This window comes from Bradyrhizobium sp. USDA 3311, assembly GCF_054062495.1.
In genome coordinates, this window is sequence record NZ_JBSSFI010000001.1 from 7,617,323 (window position 1) to 7,637,458 (window position 20,136).

A 20,136-nucleotide genomic window follows, 5' to 3' on the forward strand; every position below is an offset into this window, starting at 1 on the left:
TTGGGCCGCGCTTGCGACGATAAGCCACAATATTTGCGACATCAGGTCATCTTGGCAACCGGTGTCGACCAGACAAGCGCGTTGGGAGGTTCTTGATGATTTCCAGCACGGACGGCGCCGTCACGGCCGCGCCTCTTCGCACAGGTTTCCGTTGGTTCCAGCTTGCCATGGGCATCGTCTGCATGGCGATGATCGCCAACCTGCAATATGGCTGGACGCTGTTCGTCGATCCGATCGATGCGGCCCACCATTGGGGACGCGCCGCGATCCAGCTCGCTTTCACCATCTTCGTCGTCACCGAAACCTGGCTGGTGCCGGTCGAGGCCTGGTTCGTCGACAAGTACGGCCCCCGCATCGTCATCATGTTCGGCGGCGTGATGATTGCGCTGTCCTGGGTGCTCAACTCCTACGCCGACTCGCTCACCCTGCTCTATGCGGCCGCGATCGTCGGCGGCATGGGCGCGGGCGCCGTCTACGGCACCTGCGTCGGCAACGCGCTGAAATGGTTTCCCGACCGCCGCGGCCTCGCCGCCGGCGCGACGGCCGCCGGCTTCGGCGCGGGCGCCGCGCTCACCATCGTGCCGATCGCGACCATGATCGCCGCTAGCGGCTATCAGAGCGCGTTCTTCACCTTCGGCATCGGCCAGGGCCTCATCGTCTTCGTGCTCGCCTTCTTCATCCAGCCGCCGCGGATCTCGATCCCGCCGAAGAAGAAGCAGCTCAACCTGCCGCAGACCAAGATCGACTTCACCCCGCCGCAAGTGCTGCGCACCCCTATTTTCTGGGTAATGTACCTCGTCTTCGTCATGGTCGCTTCCGGCGGCCTGATGACCGCGGCGCAGATCGGCCCGATCGCACACGACTTCAAGATCGCCGACACGCCGGTGACGCTCGCCGGCTTCCAGATGGCGGCGCTGACCTTCGCGATCTCGCTCGACCGCATCTTCGACGGGTTCGGACGTCCGTTCTTCGGCTGGGTCTCCGACACGATCGGCCGCGAGCACACCATGTTCATCGCCTTCGGCACCGCCGCGGTGATGCTGCTGACGCTGTCAGCCTACGGCCACGTTCCGATCGTGTTCGTGCTCGCGACCGCCATTTACTTCGGCGTATTCGGCGAGATCTACTCGCTGTTCCCCGCGACCTGCGGCGACACTTTCGGCTCGAAGTTCGCGACCACCAACAACGGCATGCTCTACACCGCGAAGGGCACCGCCTCCCTGCTCGTTCCGCTCGCAAGCGTGATCTCGGCAACGTACGGCTGGAAGGCCGTGTTCGTGGTCGCGGTCGCCTTGAACGCGACGGCGGCGCTGACGGCGCTGTTCGTGATCAAGCCGTTGCGCCGCTCCTTCATCCTGGGCAAGGAAGCCGAGAGCGCAAGCCCTGCAACGGGCGACGCCAAGACCGAGACGGCGTGACAAGCCACACACTTTGCACGGTTGAAAAAGGGGCGCAGAATGCGCCCCTTTCTTTTTGGCCAAGGTTTTTTGGCCGAGGCCGGAGGCACCGCAAACGTCAATAATGCTGTCGCAAGATTTTTCGGATCCGCCAAATCCAGTGCTTGACGATTGGCATTATGTATACCACACTTACCTCGTCATTCACCTAGGGAGGTTGCAATGCTGGTCGGAGACATTCTGCGCAAGAAGACGCCGCGCGTTGTCACGGTGCGAATGAACGAAACGGTGGGTATCGCCGCCAAGCTGATGCGCGCCAACAACATCAGCGCCCTCGTGGTGAAGGACGTGGTCCGCTCCGAGGGCAACACCGCGGTCGGCATGTTCACCGAGCGCGACGTGGTGCGCGCCGTCGCCGAGCACGGCGCCAATGCCATCAACGTCAAGGTCTCGCAGCTCGTGTCGGTGCAGCAGCTCGTCTCCTGCGCCTCCTCGGACACGATCGAGCACGTGCGCCATCTGATGAACCGGCATCACATCCGCCACCTGCCCGTGATCGACGATTACAGCCTCATCTCCGTCATCAGCATGCGCGACATCGCCGCTGCCGTTGACGAGGCGATCAACGGCACGCCGCAAGCAGCAGCTTAAAGCGCCACGACCCTTCCCCTGCGACTACCGGCCCCGGCTCGGATCCCTCCGCGCCGGACCGGATCCTTCGTCCCAAAATTCCGGTCACCCGCGAGGATTTCATGAAGATCTGCATCTACGGCGCCGGCGCAATCGGCGGATATCTCGGGGTTCAGCTGGCGCGCGCCGGCGCCGACGTCAGCCTGGTCGCACGCGGCGCGCATCTCGCCGCGATGCGCGAGCGCGGCCTGACGCTTCTCGCGGGCGACGAGACGCACACCGTGCATCCGCGCTGCACCGACGATCCCGCCGAGCTCGGCGTGCAGGACTACATCATCATCACGCTCAAGGCGCATTCGATCACCGGCGTGATCGAGAAGATGCAGCCGCTCTTGGGCCCGCACACCCGCATCGTCACCGCGGTCAACGGCATCCCCTATTGGTACTTCTACAAGCACGGCGGCAAATACGAGAATTCGACGCTGGAGAGCATCGACCCCGGCGGCCGGCAATGGCGCGAGATCGGCGCCGAGCGCGCCATCGGCTGCATCGTCTATCCCGCCACCGAGATCGAGGCGCCCGGCGTGATCCGCCACGTCTACGGCAACAATTTCCCGCTCGGCGAGCCCTCCGGCGAGATCACGTCCGACGTGCAGCGCCTCGCCGATCTCTTCGTCGCCGCCGGCCTGAAGGCCCCGGTGCTCGACCGCATCCGCGACGAGATCTGGCTCAAGCTCTGGGGCAATGTCTGCTTCAACCCGATCAGCGCGCTCACGCACGCAACGCTCGACGTGATCTGCACCGATCCGGCCACGCGCGCGCTGTCGCGCGCGATCATGGTGGAGACGCAAGGCATCGCCGAGACGTTCGGCGTCAAATTCCGCGTCGATGTCGAGCGCCGCATCGAGGGCGCCCGCAAGGTCGGCGCGCACAAGACCTCGATGCTCCAGGACCTCGAGCGCGGCCGCCCGATGGAGATCGACCCGCTCGTCACCGTCGTGCAGGAGATGGGCCGCCTCACCGGCATTTCCACGCCCGCACTGGACTCGGTGCTGGCGATGGTGACCCAGCGCGCCCGCATCGCCGGTCTCTATGACGGCGTCTCCGCGCCCACCGATCCCCGCGCGCTGGCGGTGGCGTGATGACCGGCGAGATCAGGAAATGGCTGCGCTTCCGGAATAATGGCGCGACCGGTTTCGGCACGCTGACCTCATCCGGCATCAGCGTGCACGAGGGCGAGATGTTCGGCCGCCATGCAGCTACCGACAGGACGCTGGCGCTGTCGGAGGTCGAGCTGCTCGCACCCTGCGCACCCAGCAAGATCGTCGCGCTCTGGAACAACTTTCACGCGCTCGCGGCCAAGCTGAACCAGCCCGAGCCGCCGGAGCCGCTCTACCTGCTGAAGGCCACGACCAGCATCGCGGCCCCCGGCGCGGTGATCCGCCGTCCCTCTTATTACGACGGCAAGACCACCTATGAGGGCGAACTCGGCATCGTCATCGGCAGGACCTGCGCCCGCGTCTCGCCTGGTGAGGCCGACAGCTTCATCTTCGGCTATACCTGCGTCAACGACATCACCGCCAACGACATCCTGACCAGCGATCCCACCTTCCCGCAATGGGCGCGCGCCAAGGGCATCGACGATTACGGCCCGTTCGGCCCCGTCATCGCGACCGGCCTCGATCCGGCCAAGCTCGTGGTCCGCACCATCCTCAACGACGCGGAGCGGCAGAACTACCCGATCTCGGACATGATCTTCAGCGCGCAGGAGCTGGTGAGCAGGATCTCCCACGACATGACCCTGCTGCCCGGCGACCTCATCGCGGTCGGCACCTCGGTCGGCGTCGGCGTGATGAAGGAGCGGGAGAATACGGTCACCGTCGCGATCGACGGGATCGGCGAGCTCACCAACGAGTTTCGGCTCTAGCTCCCGTCGTCATTCCGGGGCGGCGCAAGGCGCCGAGCCCGGAATCCATTTATCCGCAGTCTCTGCCGCCCGATGGATTCCGGGCTCGCGACTTCGTCGCGCCCCGGAATGACAGCGAAGGGCCGCAGCCCCCTCGGGAAAACTCGGCACCTCATGCCGCTCTCCACCGGTCAGCTGATGCAATCAGTCGTGGATCGCGAGGCCGGATACATACCGCTCCCCCGCGCGCCCCTTGATCTCGGTTCCGCTCTCCAATAGCAATCATGGCGAAAATGTGTGCCGGCGTGAGGAAGTCACGATGTGGCTGTTTTTCCTGGTTGCCTGGTTCGTCCTGCTCGCTGCCATCGCGATCTTCGCCCAGCAGGCGTTCGGTTACGACGTCGCCCACCTGCCCGCCTTGTTTGCGGGCCTTCCCATGCCGCAGCGCATCGCGACCGGCGCGCTGCTGGCCGTGGCGCTGGCGCTGATCGGCGCAACCGCCTTTCGGGTCTCGCGCCAGGATCGGCGACTGGTCAAGCTGCGCGACCGCCTGAAGAAGACCCGCGAAGACGTCGTCGTCGCCCACGCCCTGCAAAACCACCTCGACGCCACCGTCCAGCACCTGATCGAGAGCGACCCGAGGGAGGCCGTCTCCACCCTTCACGACAAGCTGGGCGAGACCGAGCAGCGCGCCCTGCTCCAGCAGGGCCGCAACGAATCCACCGACATGCACGACCAGCTCGCCGAGATCCGCCGCCGCCAGCAGGGCCTGCGCGAGATGGTCGGCAAGGTCGCCGAGCAGCGCCGCGCGGTCGAGCCGATTTTCACCGAGATCCGCGACCGCCAGAATCAGCTCGAGCGGTCGCTCCACGACCTCGAGACCGACGACCGCAAGAACAACCTCGCCGACCGGCTCAAGGACATCGCGCACGACATCTCGGCGCTGCTCGCGCGGGTGAACACGGTCCAGGACACGTTTGCGACCCTGAATCAGTACAAGGAAGATCTGGCGAAATCCCACGCCGAGCTCATGCCGCTGCGATCGACGGACGCCGGTATCAACGCGCTGATCAGCGAGCTCGGCCTCAGCCACGACCGCCTCGCCAAGAGCATCGACGAGCTCGAGACCGGCGGCGAAGCGCCGCTCGGCACCCGCGTCGAGACGCTGTCGAAGAACAGGATCGAGATCGAGCAGCGCCTCGCCCGCATCGACGACAGCTTCAACATCCTCAAGGCCATCCGCCTCGACTTCGAGGAGCTCGGCCAGCGCCAGGCCCAGCTCGAACGCTCGCTTGCGGAGATCGAGACCGATCCCGACGGCAAGACCCTCGCCGACCGCCAGAACGCGCTGAACGATTTCGTCATCCAGTCGCGCCAGCGCCTTGGCGCGTTGCAGGAGACGCTGGCGACGCTGAACGCCTTCAAGACGGACTTGTCGAAGTCGCAGGCCGACCTCGTCCCGCTGAGGGCCCCGGTGTTCGGCATCGAGGCGCTGATCGCGGAAGTCGGCACCACCCGCGACCTCCTTGCCAGGACCGTCGGCGAGATCGAGGCGCACGGCGGCGTGCCCCTCGCCTCGCGCGTCGACGCGCTGGCGAAAAGCAAGCGCGAGGTCGAAGACCGCCTCGCCCGCATCTTCGACAATTTCAACGCGCTCGATGCCTTGCGCAAGGACATCGGCGGCATCTTCTCGACGATCAGGAACAGCCTGAACCGGATCGGGTGAGGAAACGCTCGCGCGTCGTAGACGCTGCCGAAACATCCAGACACATCACATCTCCGCGCGCCCGACATATGCCGCCAACATGTCCCGCGCGCGCCGCAACTTGGACGCATTCGGCCGCCCTTCTGTGAGGCGTGTCTGGGGGCACGGCACTGCCGTGTTTGGACCAAACCTTCAGGGGTATGACTGTGAAGAAGATTGTATTTGTTCTGGGTGCGACGCTTGCTCTGGTGACGGCTGCGAACGCTGCTGATTTGCCGCGCCGGCAGCCCGTGCCTGTCTATCCGGCGGAGCAGGCGCCGATCGGCAAGATGCCGATTGGCAAGAGCCCCGTTGGCAAGGCCCCGATCGGCAAGGCGCCCGGCCCGGTCGCGGCGCGCTACTGACGCACGGCGACATACGCGCAGCATCTGCGTAAGCGGCCGACAGTCGAGGGGGCACAGCGTGACGAACAAACCTGATCGATCGGGATCCTGCATCCTTGCGGGGTTCGCGCTCGCGGCGATGATCGCGTGCACGACGCCCTCGGCCTCGGCCCACGAAGCGAACAAGCGCATGGCCGACGCCAATGCGCTTGCGACGACCGACACCGCATCGCGACCGGCGCCGCAGTCGCGGCGGCCCGTCGCGCGTGCGGAGAAAGGCCCCTACTACGTCGACTTCCGCGCCCGGACGGCGGCGAGCTGGGGCCACGCCTTCGTCTGGTACGGCAAGACCAGCGAGCGCGCCGTCGAGGTCGCGGGCCTGACGCCCGCCGGCGACACCCTTGCTTACGTGCTCGGTCACCTCACCTGGGTGCCGTCAGAGACCGGCGCTAGCTACGGCGATCTCGATCCGGAATATCTGACCGCGAGCTATCGCGTCTATCTGAACGAAGCCGACGCCAAGCGCGTGTTCGCCTACATCAAGAAATTGCAGTCGAGCTCGCCGGTCTGGAACGCCGAGACCACCAACTGCACAGGCTTCATCGGCGACATCGCCGAGTTCATGGGCTTGAAGGTCCCCTACCGCTGGCAGCGCCCGGAGAACTTCGTCAACAGCCTCAAGGAAATGAACGGCGGCCGGCAGATGGTGCGGCTGTCGGCGGAGTAGCCGAAGCCTCAAAGCCCTTGCGGGCTACGACATCTCGCGAACATTCGGGTCCCGTTATCACCCCTGGCTGTCATTGCCCGCGAAGGCGGGCAATCCAGTATTCCAGAGGCGGCGCGGTAACACGGAGACGCCGCGGCGTACTGGATGCCCCGGTCAAGCCGGGGCATGACAGCGTAGGGTGGAGCGGCACCTCGGCCGTCGGGCAAGACACCCCGCACAAATCTCCCGCCTCGCCTGTCAATTCGCCGCCGCAGATATATTCCACTTTACCGAAATTCGGATTTGTCGTACACACGAAACACCCTGGCCCGAGACAAGGGGCGGATCGCGATCGTCACGAACCGCGGGCCGGGCAGCGATGGACGCGACGGCGTCGGGCGCGGGCAGCATTGCAGGGCGGGAAACCGTGAGCAAGGAGCGCTCGCACGAACGACACGGCGCCGACAGCGTCTTCGCATGGCTTCGGGTGCGAGCACACGCCAGCTCTCGAAGTCCCAGCGAGGACGTGCGCGGACGGCGAAGTCGTGTGGTCCTGACGCCCGGGGTCTGTGCGTCAAGTCTTGTGGTGATATGCGCGGCCCGACCGGACCGCGTGCATCAGCCATCCGCAAGGCGACGGGGGCAATAGTGCATCGCTCCCCGGGGAGAGCACGAAGTAAGCCGTAACCCATCGCGCAGGGAAGGCCGGGCGTCCGGCGAGACCTGTGGTCCACCCCGTGTGCATCTTTTGTAGCGCACGGACTTGCGGGTGCCAGCCGCGCCCGGCCTTCCCTGCGCCCTTGTTCCGATGAGGGCAATGCGATGAAGCAAAGCTCGGGCGGGATGCGCCGCGAGAAGGCGAAGGTGTGCCTTGCGGTACGGGAGCGAGTTGCGGCCGCGAGCTCAATTTTATGACCGTCATGACGGGACGAATACTGCAGCCCCCCAATTATCCGTCCCACGGAATCCCCCCGCCTCCCGCATGATCGCCCCGCCCTCACCGCACGCTCCCGCAATAGACTTTTCGCGACCTCGGCGGCATCCTGCCGCCATCAATCGATAACAGGGCCTGCCACGCAGGCGGGGGAAACGCATCATGTTGCAGACACGGTTCACCAGGCTCGTCGGCGTCGAGCACCCGATCGTCCAGGGCGGCATGCAATGGGTCGGGCGCGCCGAGCTGGTCGCCGCCGTTGCGAATGCCGGCGCGCTCGGCTTCATCACGGCGCTGACCCAGCCGACGCCGGAGGATCTGACCAGGGAAATCGCGCGCTGCCGCGACCTCACCGACAAGCCGTTCGGCGTCAACCTCACCATCCTGCCCGCGATCAAGCCGCCGCCCTACGCCGAATACCGCGCCGCCATCATCGAGAGCGGCATCACGGTGGTCGAGACCGCCGGCAACAAGCCGCAGGAGCATGTCGACGAGTTCAGGAAGCACGGCGTCAAGGTCGTGCACAAATGCACCAGCGTCCGCCACGCGCTCTCGGCCGAGCGCATGGGCGTCGACGCCATCTCGATCGACGGGTTCGAATGCGCCGGCCATCCCGGCGAGGACGACACGCCCGGCCTGATCCTGATCCCGGCCGCCGCCAACAAGGTCAAGATCCCGATGATCGCCTCCGGCGGCTTCGCCGACGCGCGCGGCCTCGTCGCGGCGCTGGCGCTCGGCGCCGAGGGCATCAACATGGGCACCCGCTTCATGGCCACCAAGGAGAGCCCGATCCACCAGTCCATCAAGGAGAAGATCGTCGCCAATGACGAGCGCGAGACCGAGCTGATCTTCCGCACCATGCGCAACACCTCCCGCGTCGCCAGGAACGCGGTCTCGACCAAGGTCGTCGCCATGGAGAAGGAAGGCGCCAAGTTCGAGGACATCCGCGAGCTCGTCGCCGGTGCCCGCGGCAAGATGGTCTATGCCACCGGCAACTCCGACGAAGGCATCTGGTCGGCCGGCCAGGTCCAGGGCTTGATCCACGACATCCCGAGCTGCGCCGAGCTCGTCTCCCGCATCGTGTCCGAAGCGCAAGCCATCATCAGAAGCCGGCTGGAGGGAATGATCGTTCAGCCGCAACGCGAAGCGGCGGAATAATTCGCTGAAGTGATTTGAACACGACGCCCGCCACGCCGAAGGTATGCTCCCTCGCCCCGCTTGCGGGGAGAGGGTTGGGGTGAGGGGGAGTCTCCGCGCTGACGGTGACAATTGGACTCGCGGGGCCCCCCCCCACCCGCCGCGCGTTCCGCGCGTCGGCCTCTCCCCGCAAGCGGGGAGAGGCGAAGAACGGCTCCGCTCTTCACCTACAAACTCAATTGAGCTCCGAGGTAATGCATGAAGGCTTACGTCTACGGCCCTGAGGGCGCTAGGATTTCCGACGTCGCTCAACCAAAACCTAAGGGCACACAGGTGCTCGTCCGCGTCCGTGCCTGCGGCTTGAACCGTGCCGACACCGGCATGCGCAAGGGCCACGCCCATGGCGCGGCCGGCGGGGTCGGCACCGTGCTCGGCATGGAATGGGCCGGCGAGGTCGCCGAGCTCGGACCGGATGCCAGGGGCGTGAAGGTCGGAGACCGCATCATGGGCTCGGGCGGCGCGGCGTTTGCCGAGTACACGCTGGCCGATCACGGCCGGCTGTTCCGCGCGCCCTCGAACATGAATTTCGAGGAGGCCGCCACCCTGCCCGTCGCGCTCGCGACCATGCACAACGCGGTCGTCACCGTCGGCGGCGTGCAGGCGGGCCAGAGCGTGCTGATCCAGGGCGCCAGCTCCGGCGTCGGCCTGATGGCGATGCAGATCGCCAAGCTCAAGGGCGCCCAGCTGGTGATCGGCTCGTCGACCGACGCCTATCGGCGCGGCCGGCTGACGGAGTACGGCGCCGACCTCGCCGTCGACTCCTCCGATCCCAAATGGGTCGAGGAGGTGCTGAAGGCGACGAACGGCGATGGCGTCGATCTCATCGTCGACCAGGTCTCCGGCAAGGTCGCCAACCAGAACCTCGCCGCCACCAGGATCAAGGGCCGTATCGTCAACGTCGGCCGGCTCGGCGGCACCCATGCCGATTTCAACTTCGACCTGCACGCCGCGCGCCGGATCGACTATGTCGGCGTCACCTTCCGCACCCGCACCATCGAGGAAGTCCGCGAGATCTTCGAGGAGGTCCGCAAGGACATCTGGGGTGCGGTGGAATCGCGGAAGCTGCAACTGCCGATCGACAGGGTGTTTGCATTCGCCGACATCGACAAGGCGTTCGAGCACATGGAAGCGAACAAGCATCTGGGGAAGATTGTCGTGACGGTGTGAGGGTGGCCGTCATTCCGGGGCGGCTCGAAGAGCCGAACCCGGAATGACATCGTGACCGCTCCTGCAACTCACTAGCGACTACTCCTGTGGATCATCGCTTGATGTCCCGCGCCGGGCTGCTAAATCCCCCGCCATGACCTCCCAGCACAACAAGACCTCGGTCGCGGCCATCTCGATCTTCGCCAGCGGCGGCATGGCGGCGGCGAAGTTCGTGGTCGGCGTGGCGATCGGCTCGCTCGCGCTGATCTCGGAAGCCCTGCACTCCTCGGTCGACTTGGTCGCAACCATCATCACCTGGGCGGTGGTGCGGGTGTCCGACAAGCCGGCCGACGACGAGCATCACTACGGCCACGGCAAGCTGGAGAGCATCTCCGCGCTCGGCGTCACCGCCCTGCTCTACGTGCTCGCCGGCGGCATCCTGGTCGAGGCCTACAGCCGGCTGCGCGAGGGAACCCCGCCGCCGACCATTTCGGCCATACCGTTCGTGGTGCTGGTGATCGACATCGTCGTCAACCTGTGGCGCGCCCGCGCCCTGCACCGCGCCGCGCGGGAGACGCGCAGCCAGGCGCTCGCCGCCGACGCGCTGCACTTCGCCTCCGACGTCATGGGCTCCTTCGCCGTGATCGTGGGCCTGATCCTCGCCGCTCTCGGCTTCTGGTGGGGCGACGCGGCGGCTGCCGCGGCAGTCGCGGTGATGATCGCGGCGCTCGGCCTGCGCATGGCCGGCTCGACCGTGCAGACGCTGGTCGACCGCGCGCCGGAGGGCGCGCAGGAGAAGGCCACGGCCGCGATCCGCAGCGTCCCCGGCGTGATCGGCGTCGAGCGGCTGCGGGTGCGCATGGTCGGCGCGACCACCTTCATCGACACCATCGCAAAGGTGCCGCGGACCTATCCGATCGACCGCGTCGAGGAGATCAAGCGCAAGGTGCAGGCCGCCGTCGACAAGGCATTCGGCGATGCCGACCTCACCTTCACCCCGGTCCCCGTCGCCCGCGACAACGAGACCGTACGCGACCGCATCATGGTGATCGCCCGCAATTCGAGCCTCGCCGTCCACCACGTCACGGTGCACGACCTCGGCGCCAAGCTGATCGTCAGCATCGACCTCGAGGTCGACGCCGGCATGCGGCTCGACGCCGCCCACGACGTCGCCAACACGCTGGAGCGGAACATCCAGGAGGAGTTCGGCGCCGACGTCGAGGTCGACGTCCATATCGAGCCTCTGGAACCGGAACTGCCGTTCGGCGTCGATGCCACGCCGGAACGGGTGCAGACCATCGCCGCCGCGTTGGCCGAATTCGCCGGCGAGGGCGAGATCCACGACATCCACAATGTGCGCGTCCGCAACACCGATGCCGGCGAGATCGTCAACTTTCATTGCCGCGCCACGCCGTCGATGAGCGTGATCAAGGTGCACGAGCATGTCGACGCGATCGAGCGCGCGTTGCGCCGCGCGTTCCCGAGCGTGAAGCGCGTGATCAGCCACGCCGAGCCGCCGCGCACGTGACGCAGAATGTGCGAGGAGTCACACGTTCTCGTTTCGGACTCGTCACGCACGTGAGTTTGCGGGCACGCGACGCGCAAACTGCTCATTGGATAAGAATAAATTCGCGTTAACGATTCGTTGACTCTCGACAGCCCGGCAAAACTGGATTCAAATCGGTGTGATTCGGAAGCGATGTGGGGCTGCTTCCGAACTCAAGTTGCAAGCAAGTTTTCCAGGGGGCCGAAGGCATGTCGCGTGCAGACGCCGCGAACGCGTGCGTCCAATCCGATTCGATCAAAGGATTGGCGCAATCGATCGCGAAACCTGCCTATCACCGGCTGCTGATCGCGGAGCCGGCGCTGCGTCGCGCCGTGCCGACGCTCATCATCGCGTTCCTGATCACGATCTGCCTCGGCGCGTTCGTGCAGGTCGTCGACCAGACGCGCCAGAAGCGGCTGGTGATCCGCCATGACATCTCGGCACTCGCCGATTTGCTCGCCGAGCGCATCGACCGCCTCACCTCCTCGCGGCAGGAACGGCTGAAGAACATCGAGAGCCTGCCGGCGCTGCTGCCCGACCTGATCCCGTCCTGGGGCATGGCCATGGGCCGCCATGTCATCGTCACCTCGGCCGGCGTCGACCGCCGCATCCTCGCCCGCATTCCCGTCGACAGCGATCCCTCAGGCAACGACCGCCTGCTCGATTCCATCACCACGGCGCAGTTGCTCGCGGCGCCGCCGCGCGACGGCAACATCTCCGACATGACGCTGCCGAACGGCAACGCCGCGATGGCGATCTCGCGGCAGATCAAGTCGCTGCCCGGCTTCGTCACCGTGATCCAGGAGCGCAACGAGCCGATCTGGGGCTCGGACGCCGCGCTCTCGGTGACGCTGTCGGCCACCACCGGCTTCGTCGTCCTGATCCTCGGTTTCGCCTTCCACTGGCAGTCGACCCGCGCCCGCGAGGGCGATCTCATCAACGACGCGGTGCGCGGCCGCATCGACACCGCGCTCAACCGCGGCCGCTGCGGCCTCTGGGACTGGGACCTGTCGCGCGGCCGGATCTTCTGGTCGCAGTCGATGTTCTCGATGCTGGGCCTCGACGGCCGCAACGAGCTCCTGACCTTCGGCGAGGTCAACGCGCTGGTGAAGTCCGACGACATCGACCTGTTCGAGATCGCCGACCAGCTCATCTCCGAGAAGATCGACCACATCGACCAGACCTTCCGCATGCAGCATGTCGACGGTCACTGGATCTGGCTCCGTGTCCGCTGCGAAAAGACGAGCGGTGCGACCGATTCCAGCGTTCACCTGATCGGAATCGCCGTCGACATCACCGAGCAGAAGAGCCTCGCCGAGCGCACGGTGGAAGCCGATTTGCGTCTGCGCGACGCCATCGAGACCATTCCGGAGGCCTTCGTGCTGTGGGACGCGAGCGACCGCCTCGTGCTCTGCAACTCGCACTTCCAGCGCCTGCACAAGCTGCCCGACAGCGCCGTCATTCCCGGCACCTCCTACGAAACCGTGCTCGAGGTCGGCCGCATGCCGGAGGTGCGCACCCGCCACAACGAGACGGCTGCCCAAGGCCCGGGCGCGCGCACCTTCGAGGCGCAGCTCGACGACGGCAGCTGGCTGCACATCAGCGAGCGCCGCACCAAGGACGGCGGCTACGTCTCGGTCGGCACCGACATCACCCGAATCAAGGAGCACGAGCAGAAGCTGGTCGACAACGATCTGCGCCTGCGCGCCACCGTCATCGACCTGAAGCGCTCGCAGGCCGCGCTCGAACGCCAGACCAACGAGCTCGCCGACCTCGCCGAGAAGTATCAGCGCGAGAAGACCCGCGCCGAGGAAGCCAACCAGACCAAGTCGAAATTCCTCGCCAATATGAGCCACGAGCTGCGCACGCCGCTCAACGCCATCATCGGCTTCTCCGAGATCATGGGCTCGGGCCTGTTCGGCGAGCTCGGCAGCGAGAAGTACCAGGAATATTGCCAGGACATCCTGACCAGCGGCCACTACCTTCTCGAAGTCATCAACGACATCCTCGACATGTCCAAAATCGAGGCCGGCCGCATGAAGCTCGACATGGAGGAGCTCGACCTCGCGCGGACGCTCGCGGAATCCCTGCGCGTCGTCTCCGGCCGCGCGCAGGACAAGCACCTGACGCTCGATGCCGATATCGAGAAATCGATCTCCGTCGTCGCCGACCGCCGCGCCACCAAGCAGATCATCGTCAACCTGCTCTCGAACGCGGTGAAGTTCACGCCCGACGGCGGACGCATCGTCGTGCGCAGCCGGCAGCTCGACGACAGGATCGTGCTGATGATCGCCGACACCGGCATCGGGATCGCCCCGCACTCCCTGGCGCGGCTCGGACGCCCGTTCGAGCAGGTCGAGAGCCAGCTCACGAAGACCTATCACGGCTCGGGGCTGGGCCTCGCCATCGCCCGCTCGCTGACGCAACTCCACGGCGGCTCGATGCGGCTGCGCTCGAAGATCGATGTCGGCACCGTCGTCCGCGTGACGCTGCCGCGCGACGCCGTCAAGGCGGCGTCCGGGATATCGGCCGCGGCCTGAAGCTACAATTGCAGCGTCGGCGCGACCTCGCGCGCGACATTGACCAGCGCCGCGATCAGCGGCGTCATCGGATCGCGCTGCGGGATCACCATGCCGATGCTGTAATTGACCTCGGGGTCGACGATCGGGATCGAACGCACGGTATCGGACAGGCCAAGCGTCTCGGCGAGCTTGGCCGGCATCACGCTCGCCCAGCGTCCCGTCTTCACGTGCGTGAACAGCACGAGCAGCGAGTTCGAGGTCAGCGTCGGCGTCGCCTCCGCGCCGACCGAGCGCAGCGCGCGGTCGATGATGCGGCGGTTCTGCATGTCGGGCGTGAGCAGGCACAGCGGCACCTGCCCGACCTCGGTCCAGGTCACCGTCTCGCGATCACCGAACATCGCATCAGGCGCGGTGAGGAGGCGATAGCTCTCGTTGTAGAGCGGAATGGTGCGCACCTTGCCGATCGGCTCGTTCTCGATATAGGTCAGCCCCGCGTCCACCTCGAGATTTTCGAGCAGCCCGAGCACCTCCGATGACGTTGTGGACTGGATGCGGAAGCGCACCTCGGGATGCCGGGCGCGGAACGGCGTCGTCAGCGCGGCAACCATGCCGAGCACGGTCGGGATCGCCGCGATGCGGATCTCACCGGAGAGCTTGTCCTTCAGCGAGTTGATCTCCTGGCGCATCGCGCGGGCATCGCCCACGATCCGCCGCGCCCAGTCCAGCGCCCGCTCGCCCTCGGGCGTAAAGCCCTGGAAGCGGGACCCGCGCTGGACCAGCATCACGCCGAGGATCTCCTCGAGCTGCTTGAGCCCGGTCGACATCGTCGGCTGGGTGACCCCGCAGGCTTCCGCCGCGCGTCCGAAATGCCGTTCCTTCGCCAGCGCCAGCAGCAGTTCAAGCTTGTCGATCAACCGGACGTCCCCTCGAATTCTGTCGTGGCATGCAAGCTAGCACGGCAGGTCCTTGCCAACACGGAAAAACCGGCAGGCGAAATGCGATTAATTCCACTTCCGTATCGATCGATTGCATCCGCCAATCGATCTGAATTCGCAATCGCAGCATGAGACAGCTTTATTGATCTTCGAATGATTCCAAATAGCCTGCGAGGCAGGAACGCTCAGGTTGAGAACAAAGAATGACAGCGACTTACGAGCCTTGTTACGAGCCTTGGGACGAGACGCGCGGCGCCGAGATCATCGCCGAACATGCAAGGCAGGAGGGCGCGACGCTGGTCATCCTGCATGCGCTCCAGGAGGCGTTCGGCTACGTGCCGGAGGCCGCCATTCCCATGGTGGCGCAAGCGCTCAATCTGTCGCGCGCCGAAGTGCATGGCGTGTTCACCTTCTACCATGATTTCAGGCACAAGCCGGCCGGCCGCCACGTGCTGAAGCTTTGCCGCGCCGAGGCCTGCCAGGCTGCGGGCGGCGATGCGCTGGCCGCGCGTGCGGAGGCCCGGCTCGGCGTGTCGCTTGGCAACACGACGGCCGATGATCGCGTCACGCTGGAGCCGATCTACTGCCTCGGGCTCTGCGCGACCGCACCGTCCGCGATGCTCGACGGTCGCCTCGTCGGCCGGCTCGACGAGAAGCGTCTCGATGCGCTGGTTGCGGAGGCACAGCGATGAGCATGCGTCTCTTCGTCTCACGCGACGCGGGTGCGTTGGCCGTCGGCGCCGACGAGGTTGCGCTGGCGCTGGAACAGGCTGCGGCCAAGCGCGGCGTCGCCGTCGAGATCATCAGGACCGGCTCGCGGGGCATGTACTGGCTGGAGCCGCTGGTCGAGGTCGCGACGCCGCAGGGCCGGATCGCGTTCGGCCCGGTCACCGAGACCGATGTACCCTCCCTGCTCGACGCGCTCGCCAGCAATACGCCGCATCTGCTGCGGTTAGGGGCGACCGACGAGATTCCCTGGCTGAAGCGCCAGACCCGCCTCACCTTCGCCCGCTGCGGCGTGATCGATCCGCGCTCGCTCGAGGACTACCGCGCCCACGGTGGCTACAAGGGCCTGGAGCGCGCGCTGTCGCTCGGCTCGGAGGCCATCCTCACCGAGGTCACCGCATCGGGCCTGCGCGGCCGCGGCGGCGCGGGCTTTCCGACCGGCATCAAATGGAAGACGGTTGCCCAGGCCAAGGCCGACCGCAAGTTCATCGTCTGCAACGCCGACGAAGGCGACAGCGGTACCTTCGCCGACCGCATGATCATGGAAGGCGATCCCTTCCTGGTGATCGAGGGCATGACCACCGCCGGCATCACCGTCGGCGCGACCAAGGGCTACATCTACATCCGCAGCGAATATCCGCACGCGGTCGAGGCGATGAAGGCCGCCATCCAGGCTGCGAAGCGCGGCGGTTATCTCGGCGACAAGATCGGCGGCTCGACCTACAGCTTCGACCTCGAAGTCCGCGTCGGCGCCGGCGCCTATGTCTGCGGCGAGGAAACGTCGCTGCTGGAGAGCCTCGAAGGCCGCCGCGGCATCGTGCGCGCCAAGCCGCCGCTGCCGGCCCATCACGGCCTGTTCGGCAAGCCGACCGTGATCAACAACGTGCTGTCGTTCGCGGCGATCCCCTTCATCCTCGCCGAAGGCGCGAAGGCCTATGCGGATTTCGGCATGGGCCGCTCGCGCGGCACGATGCCGATCCAGCTCGCCGGCAATATCCGCCATGGCGGCCTGTTCGAGACCGCGTTCGGCGTGACGCTCGGCGAGCTCGTCGACGACATCGGCGGCGGCACGTCCACCGGCCGTCCGGTCCGCGCGGTGCAGGTCGGCGGGCCCCTTGGCGCCTACTTCCCCCGCGCGCTGTTCGACACGCCGTTCGACTACGAAGCCTTTGCCGCGCGTGACGGGCTGATCGGCCATGGCGGCATCGTCGTGTTCGACGACAGCGTCGACATGCGCAGGCAGGCACGCTTCGCGATGGAATTCTGCGCCGTCGAATCCTGCGGCAAGTGCACGCCCTGCCGGATCGGCTCGACCCGCGGCGTCGAGACCATCGAGAAGATCATCAACGGCGAACGCGTCAGCGAAAACCTCGCGCTCGTCGAAGACCTCTGCAACACCATGAAATTCGGCTCGCTCTGCGCGCTCGGCGGCTTCACGCCCTATCCTGTGCTCAGCGCATTGAAGCACTTCCGGGAGGACTTCGTCCCGGCGCCGACCACGCTTCAGGCCGCGGAATAGGAGAACGACAATGTCTCTGATCGAAGAAATCGACTTCGGCACGCCGCGCGCCAAATCGGGAACGATGGTGACGCTGACCATCGACGGCAAGGAGATCTCGGTGCCCGAGGGCACCTCGATCATGCGCGCGGCGATGGAAGCCGGCCACCAGATCCCGAAACTCTGCGCGACCGACATGGTCGATGCATTCGGCTCCTGCCGCCTCTGCCTCGTCGAGATCGAGGGCCGCGCCGGCACGCCGGCATCCTGCACTACGCCTGTGATGCCGGGCCTCGTCGTGCACACCCAGACCGACCGGCTGAAGAAGCTGCGCAAGGGCGTGATGGAGCTCTATATCTCCGATCACCCGCTCGACTGCCTCACCTGCGGCGCCAACGGCGATTGCGAGTTGCAGGACATGGCCGGCGCCGTGGGCCTGCGCGACGTGCGCTACGGCTACGAGGGCGAGAACCATGTCTTCGCGAAATCCAACGGCGAGGTCAACGCCGCCTGGATGCCGAAGGACGAGTCCAACCCCTACTTCACCTACGATCCCTCCAAGTGCATCGTCTGCTCGCGCTGCGTCCGCGCCTGCGAGGAGGTGCAAGGCACCTTCGCGCTGACGATCTCGGGCCGCGGCTTCGACAGTCGCGTCTCGCCCGGCATGAGCGAGAGCTTCCTCGGCTCCGAATGCGTCTCCTGCGGCGCCTGCGTGCAGGCCTGCCCGACCGCGACGCTGACCGAAAAATCCGTGATCGAGATCGGCCAGCCCGAGCACTCGGTCGTCACAACCTGCGCCTATTGCGGCGTCGGCTGCGCCTTCAAGGCGGAGATGCGCGGCGAGGAAGTCGTGCGCATGGTGCCGTACAAGGACGGCAAGGCCAATCGCGGCCATTCCTGCGTCAAGGGACGCTTCGCCTGGGGCTACACCAACCACAAGGAACGCATCCTCAAGCCGATGATCCGCGAACGGATCGAGGATCCCTGGCGCGAAGTGTCCTGGGATGAGGCGTTCTCCTTCGCCGCCGCCAGGATGCGCGGCATCCAGAAGAAGTACGGTCGCGACGCCATCGGCGGCATCACCTCGTCCCGTTGCACCAACGAAGAGACCTATTTGGTGCAGAAGCTGATCCGGGCCGGCTTCGGCAACAACAATGTCGATACCTGCGCCCGCGTCTGCCACTCGCCGACCGGCTATGGCCTGTCGCAGACCTTCGGCACGTCGGCCGGCACCCAGGACTTCGACTCCGTGGAGAACACCGACGTCGCCGTCGTCATCGGCGCCAATCCGGCCTCCGCACACCCCGTCTTCGCCTCGCGCCTGAAGAAGCGCCTGCGCCAGGGTGCCAAGCTGATCGTGATCGATCCGCGCCGCACCGAGATGGTGGAATCGCCGCATGTGAAGGCGCTGCATCTGCCGCTGATGCCCGGCACCAACGTCGCGGTCGTCACCGCGCTGGCGCATGTCATCGTCACCGAGGGCCTCGTCAACGAAGCCTTCGTGCGCGAGCGCTGCGACTGGACCGAGTTCGAGGAATGGGCCGCCTTCGTCGCCCAGCCGAACAACAGCCCGGAAGCAACGGCGATCCTCACGGGCGTGGACCCCAAGGCGCTGCGCGAAGCGGCCCGCATCTACGCCACCGGCGGCAACGGCGCGATCTATTACGGTCTCGGCGTCACCGAGCACAGCCAGGGTTCGACCACGGTGATCGCGATCGCCAACCTCGCGATGGCGACCGGCAATATCGGCCGTCCCGGCGTCGGCGTGAACCCGTTGCGCGGCCAGAACAACGTGCAGGGCTCCTGCGACATGGGCTCGTTCCCGCACGAGCTGCCCGGCTACCGCCACATCTCGGGCGATGCCGTGCGCGACCAGTTCGAGGCGCTCTGGAACGTCAAGCTCAACCCGGAGCCGGGCCTGCGCATTCCCAACATGTTCGATGCCGCAATCGAGGGCACGTTCATGGGCATCTACGTGCAGGGTGAGGACATCCTCCAGTCCGACCCCAACACCTCGCATGTGGTGGCGGCGCTGTCGGCGATGGAATGCGTGATCGTCCACGACCTGTTCCTGAACGAGACCGCGAACTACGCCCACGTCTTCCTGCCCGGCTCGAGCTTCCTCGAGAAGGACGGCACCTTTACCAACGCTGAACGCCGCATCCAGCGCGTGCGCAAGGTGATGACGCCGAAGAACGGCATGGCCGACTGGGAAGTCACCATCGGCCTTGCCAAGGCCATGGGCTTCGAGATGAACTACAGCCACCCGTCCGAGATCATGGACGAGATCGCGGCGCTGACGCCGACCTTCACCGGCGTCTCCTATGCCAAGCTCGACGAGCTCGGCTCGGTGCAGTGGCCGTGCAACGAGAAGGCGCCCGAGGGCACGCCGGTGATGCATATCGACGGCTTCGTCCGCGGCAAGGGCAAGTTCATCGTCACCGAATATGTCGCGACCGACGAGCGGACCGGCCCACGTTTCCCGCTGCTGCTCACCACGGGGCGCATCCTCAGCCAGTACAATGTCGGCGCGCAGACAAGGCGCACCGAGAACGTGGTCTGGCATGCCGAGGACCGGCTGGAGATCCACCCGCACGATGCCGAGCAGCGCGGCGTGCGCGACGGCGACTGGGTGCGGCTGAAGAGCCGCGCGGGCGAGACCACGCTGCGCGCGGAGATCACCGATCGCGTCGCGCCGGGCGTCGTCTACACCACCTTCCACCACCCGGACACACAGGCCAACGTCATCACGACGGACTATTCGGACTGGGCGACCAACTGTCCCGAATACAAGGTCACGGCGGTGCAGATCTCGCCGTCGAACGGCCCGTCCGACTGGCAGAAGTCCTATGACGCGCAGGCGCGGCACTCCCGCCGCATCGCGCCCGCCGAGGCTGCGGAGTAA

The 20,136-nt window shown here is 66.2% G+C and carries 15 protein-coding genes; 14 read left to right on the plus strand and 1 reads right to left on the minus strand.

Translation table 11 applies throughout. The features are described from left to right. The first annotated feature begins 95 nt into the window (after positions 1–95). From oxlT to ACVWW6_RS36525, 11 genes are all read left to right on the plus strand, one after another. Positions 96–1,418: an oxalate/formate MFS antiporter gene (oxlT, locus tag ACVWW6_RS36475; RefSeq protein WP_028172221.1), complete on the plus strand. Its 1,323-nt coding sequence runs from the start codon at positions 96–98 to the stop codon at positions 1,416–1,418. Between the two features lie 201 nt (positions 1,419–1,619). Beyond that, a complete protein-coding gene (locus ACVWW6_RS36480) occupies positions 1,620–2,048 on the plus strand; it encodes a CBS domain-containing protein (RefSeq protein ID WP_456682451.1) in 429 nt (142 codons plus the stop codon). 101 nt (positions 2,049–2,149) lie between these two features. Then, positions 2,150–3,169 (plus strand): 2-dehydropantoate 2-reductase, encoded by a 1,020-nt coding sequence (locus ACVWW6_RS36485; protein WP_060911225.1) that lies wholly within the window; start codon positions 2,150–2,152, stop codon positions 3,167–3,169. Continuing rightward, complete coding sequence (locus ACVWW6_RS36490; RefSeq protein ID WP_456682452.1) at positions 3,169–3,954, plus strand: fumarylacetoacetate hydrolase family protein; 786 nt, start codon at positions 3,169–3,171, stop codon at positions 3,952–3,954. The genes ACVWW6_RS36485 and ACVWW6_RS36490 overlap by 1 nt, the downstream gene beginning before the upstream one ends. Positions 3,955–4,252: 298 nt before the next feature. Next, positions 4,253–5,659, plus strand: a complete 1,407-nt coding sequence (locus ACVWW6_RS36495) for a hypothetical protein (RefSeq protein ID WP_456682453.1) — start codon at positions 4,253–4,255, stop codon at positions 5,657–5,659. A 179-nt stretch (positions 5,660–5,838) separates the two neighbouring features. Beyond that, positions 5,839–6,042 (plus strand): hypothetical protein, encoded by a 204-nt coding sequence (locus ACVWW6_RS36500; protein WP_018647766.1) that lies wholly within the window; start codon positions 5,839–5,841, stop codon positions 6,040–6,042. A 58-nt stretch (positions 6,043–6,100) separates the two neighbouring features. Continuing rightward, positions 6,101–6,748 carry a hypothetical protein gene (locus tag ACVWW6_RS36505; RefSeq protein ID WP_028172226.1) on the plus strand — a complete coding sequence of 216 codons (648 nt, stop codon included), beginning with the start codon at positions 6,101–6,103 and terminating at the stop codon, positions 6,746–6,748. A 1,075-nt stretch (positions 6,749–7,823) separates the two neighbouring features. Then, entirely contained in the window at positions 7,824–8,819 is a 996-nt protein-coding gene (locus tag ACVWW6_RS36510) for an NAD(P)H-dependent flavin oxidoreductase (RefSeq protein ID WP_456682454.1), read from the plus strand. Positions 8,820–9,056: 237 nt separating this feature from the next. Then, positions 9,057–10,025, plus strand: coding sequence for a zinc-binding dehydrogenase (locus ACVWW6_RS36515; protein ID WP_456682455.1), 969 nt, complete (start codon positions 9,057–9,059; stop codon positions 10,023–10,025). A gap of 133 nt (positions 10,026–10,158) precedes the next feature. Beyond that, positions 10,159–11,532, plus strand: coding sequence for a cation-efflux pump (locus tag ACVWW6_RS36520; RefSeq protein ID WP_028172229.1), 1,374 nt, complete (start codon positions 10,159–10,161; stop codon positions 11,530–11,532). 227 nt (positions 11,533–11,759) lie between these two features. Next, positions 11,760–14,090 carry a PAS domain-containing sensor histidine kinase gene (locus tag ACVWW6_RS36525; RefSeq protein ID WP_456682456.1) on the plus strand — a complete coding sequence of 777 codons (2,331 nt, stop codon included), beginning with the start codon at positions 11,760–11,762 and terminating at the stop codon, positions 14,088–14,090. A gap of 2 nt (positions 14,091–14,092) precedes the next feature. On the opposite strand, the gene ACVWW6_RS36530 is transcribed toward ACVWW6_RS36525, so the two are convergent. Further along, entirely contained in the window at positions 14,093–14,986 is an 894-nt protein-coding gene (locus ACVWW6_RS36530) for a LysR family transcriptional regulator (protein WP_011085923.1), read from the minus strand. Positions 14,987–15,210: 224 nt separating this feature from the next. Between ACVWW6_RS36530 and ACVWW6_RS36535 the strand changes: the two genes are divergently transcribed. From ACVWW6_RS36535 to fdhF, 3 genes are read left to right on the plus strand one after another with little or no spacing between them, the layout of a single operon-like run. Continuing rightward, positions 15,211–15,699 (plus strand): formate dehydrogenase subunit gamma, encoded by a 489-nt coding sequence (locus tag ACVWW6_RS36535; protein WP_028172230.1) that lies wholly within the window; start codon positions 15,211–15,213, stop codon positions 15,697–15,699. After that, entirely contained in the window at positions 15,696–17,252 is a 1,557-nt protein-coding gene (locus ACVWW6_RS36540) for a formate dehydrogenase beta subunit (protein WP_161535736.1), read from the plus strand. The genes ACVWW6_RS36535 and ACVWW6_RS36540 overlap by 4 nt, the downstream gene beginning before the upstream one ends. Before the next feature lie 10 nt (positions 17,253–17,262). Further along, on the plus strand, positions 17,263–20,136 hold the full coding sequence (fdhF, locus tag ACVWW6_RS36545; RefSeq protein WP_456682457.1) for a formate dehydrogenase subunit alpha: 2,874 nt from the start codon (positions 17,263–17,265) through the stop codon (positions 20,134–20,136).

Bases quoted from the DNA above. Each gene is read 5' to 3' on its own strand.
- oxlT (WP_028172221.1), top strand. From the start codon at position 96: ATGATTTCCAGCACGGACGGCGCCGTCACGGCCGCGCCTCTTCGCACA.
- ACVWW6_RS36480 (WP_456682451.1), top strand. From the start codon at position 1,620: ATGCTGGTCGGAGACATTCTGCGCAAGAAGACGCCGCGCGTTGTCACG.
- ACVWW6_RS36485 (WP_060911225.1), top strand. From the start codon at position 2,150: ATGAAGATCTGCATCTACGGCGCCGGCGCAATCGGCGGATATCTCGGG.
- ACVWW6_RS36490 (WP_456682452.1), top strand. From the start codon at position 3,169: ATGACCGGCGAGATCAGGAAATGGCTGCGCTTCCGGAATAATGGCGCG.
- ACVWW6_RS36495 (WP_456682453.1), top strand. From the start codon at position 4,253: ATGTGGCTGTTTTTCCTGGTTGCCTGGTTCGTCCTGCTCGCTGCCATC.
- ACVWW6_RS36500 (WP_018647766.1), top strand. From the start codon at position 5,839: ATGACTGTGAAGAAGATTGTATTTGTTCTGGGTGCGACGCTTGCTCTG.
- ACVWW6_RS36510 (WP_456682454.1), top strand. From the start codon at position 7,824: ATGTTGCAGACACGGTTCACCAGGCTCGTCGGCGTCGAGCACCCGATC.
- ACVWW6_RS36515 (WP_456682455.1), top strand. From the start codon at position 9,057: ATGAAGGCTTACGTCTACGGCCCTGAGGGCGCTAGGATTTCCGACGTC.
- ACVWW6_RS36520 (WP_028172229.1), top strand. From the start codon at position 10,159: ATGACCTCCCAGCACAACAAGACCTCGGTCGCGGCCATCTCGATCTTC.
- ACVWW6_RS36525 (WP_456682456.1), top strand. From the start codon at position 11,760: ATGTCGCGTGCAGACGCCGCGAACGCGTGCGTCCAATCCGATTCGATC.
- ACVWW6_RS36535 (WP_028172230.1), top strand. From the start codon at position 15,211: ATGACAGCGACTTACGAGCCTTGTTACGAGCCTTGGGACGAGACGCGC.
- ACVWW6_RS36540 (WP_161535736.1), top strand. From the start codon at position 15,696: ATGAGCATGCGTCTCTTCGTCTCACGCGACGCGGGTGCGTTGGCCGTC.
- fdhF (WP_456682457.1), top strand. From the start codon at position 17,263: ATGTCTCTGATCGAAGAAATCGACTTCGGCACGCCGCGCGCCAAATCG.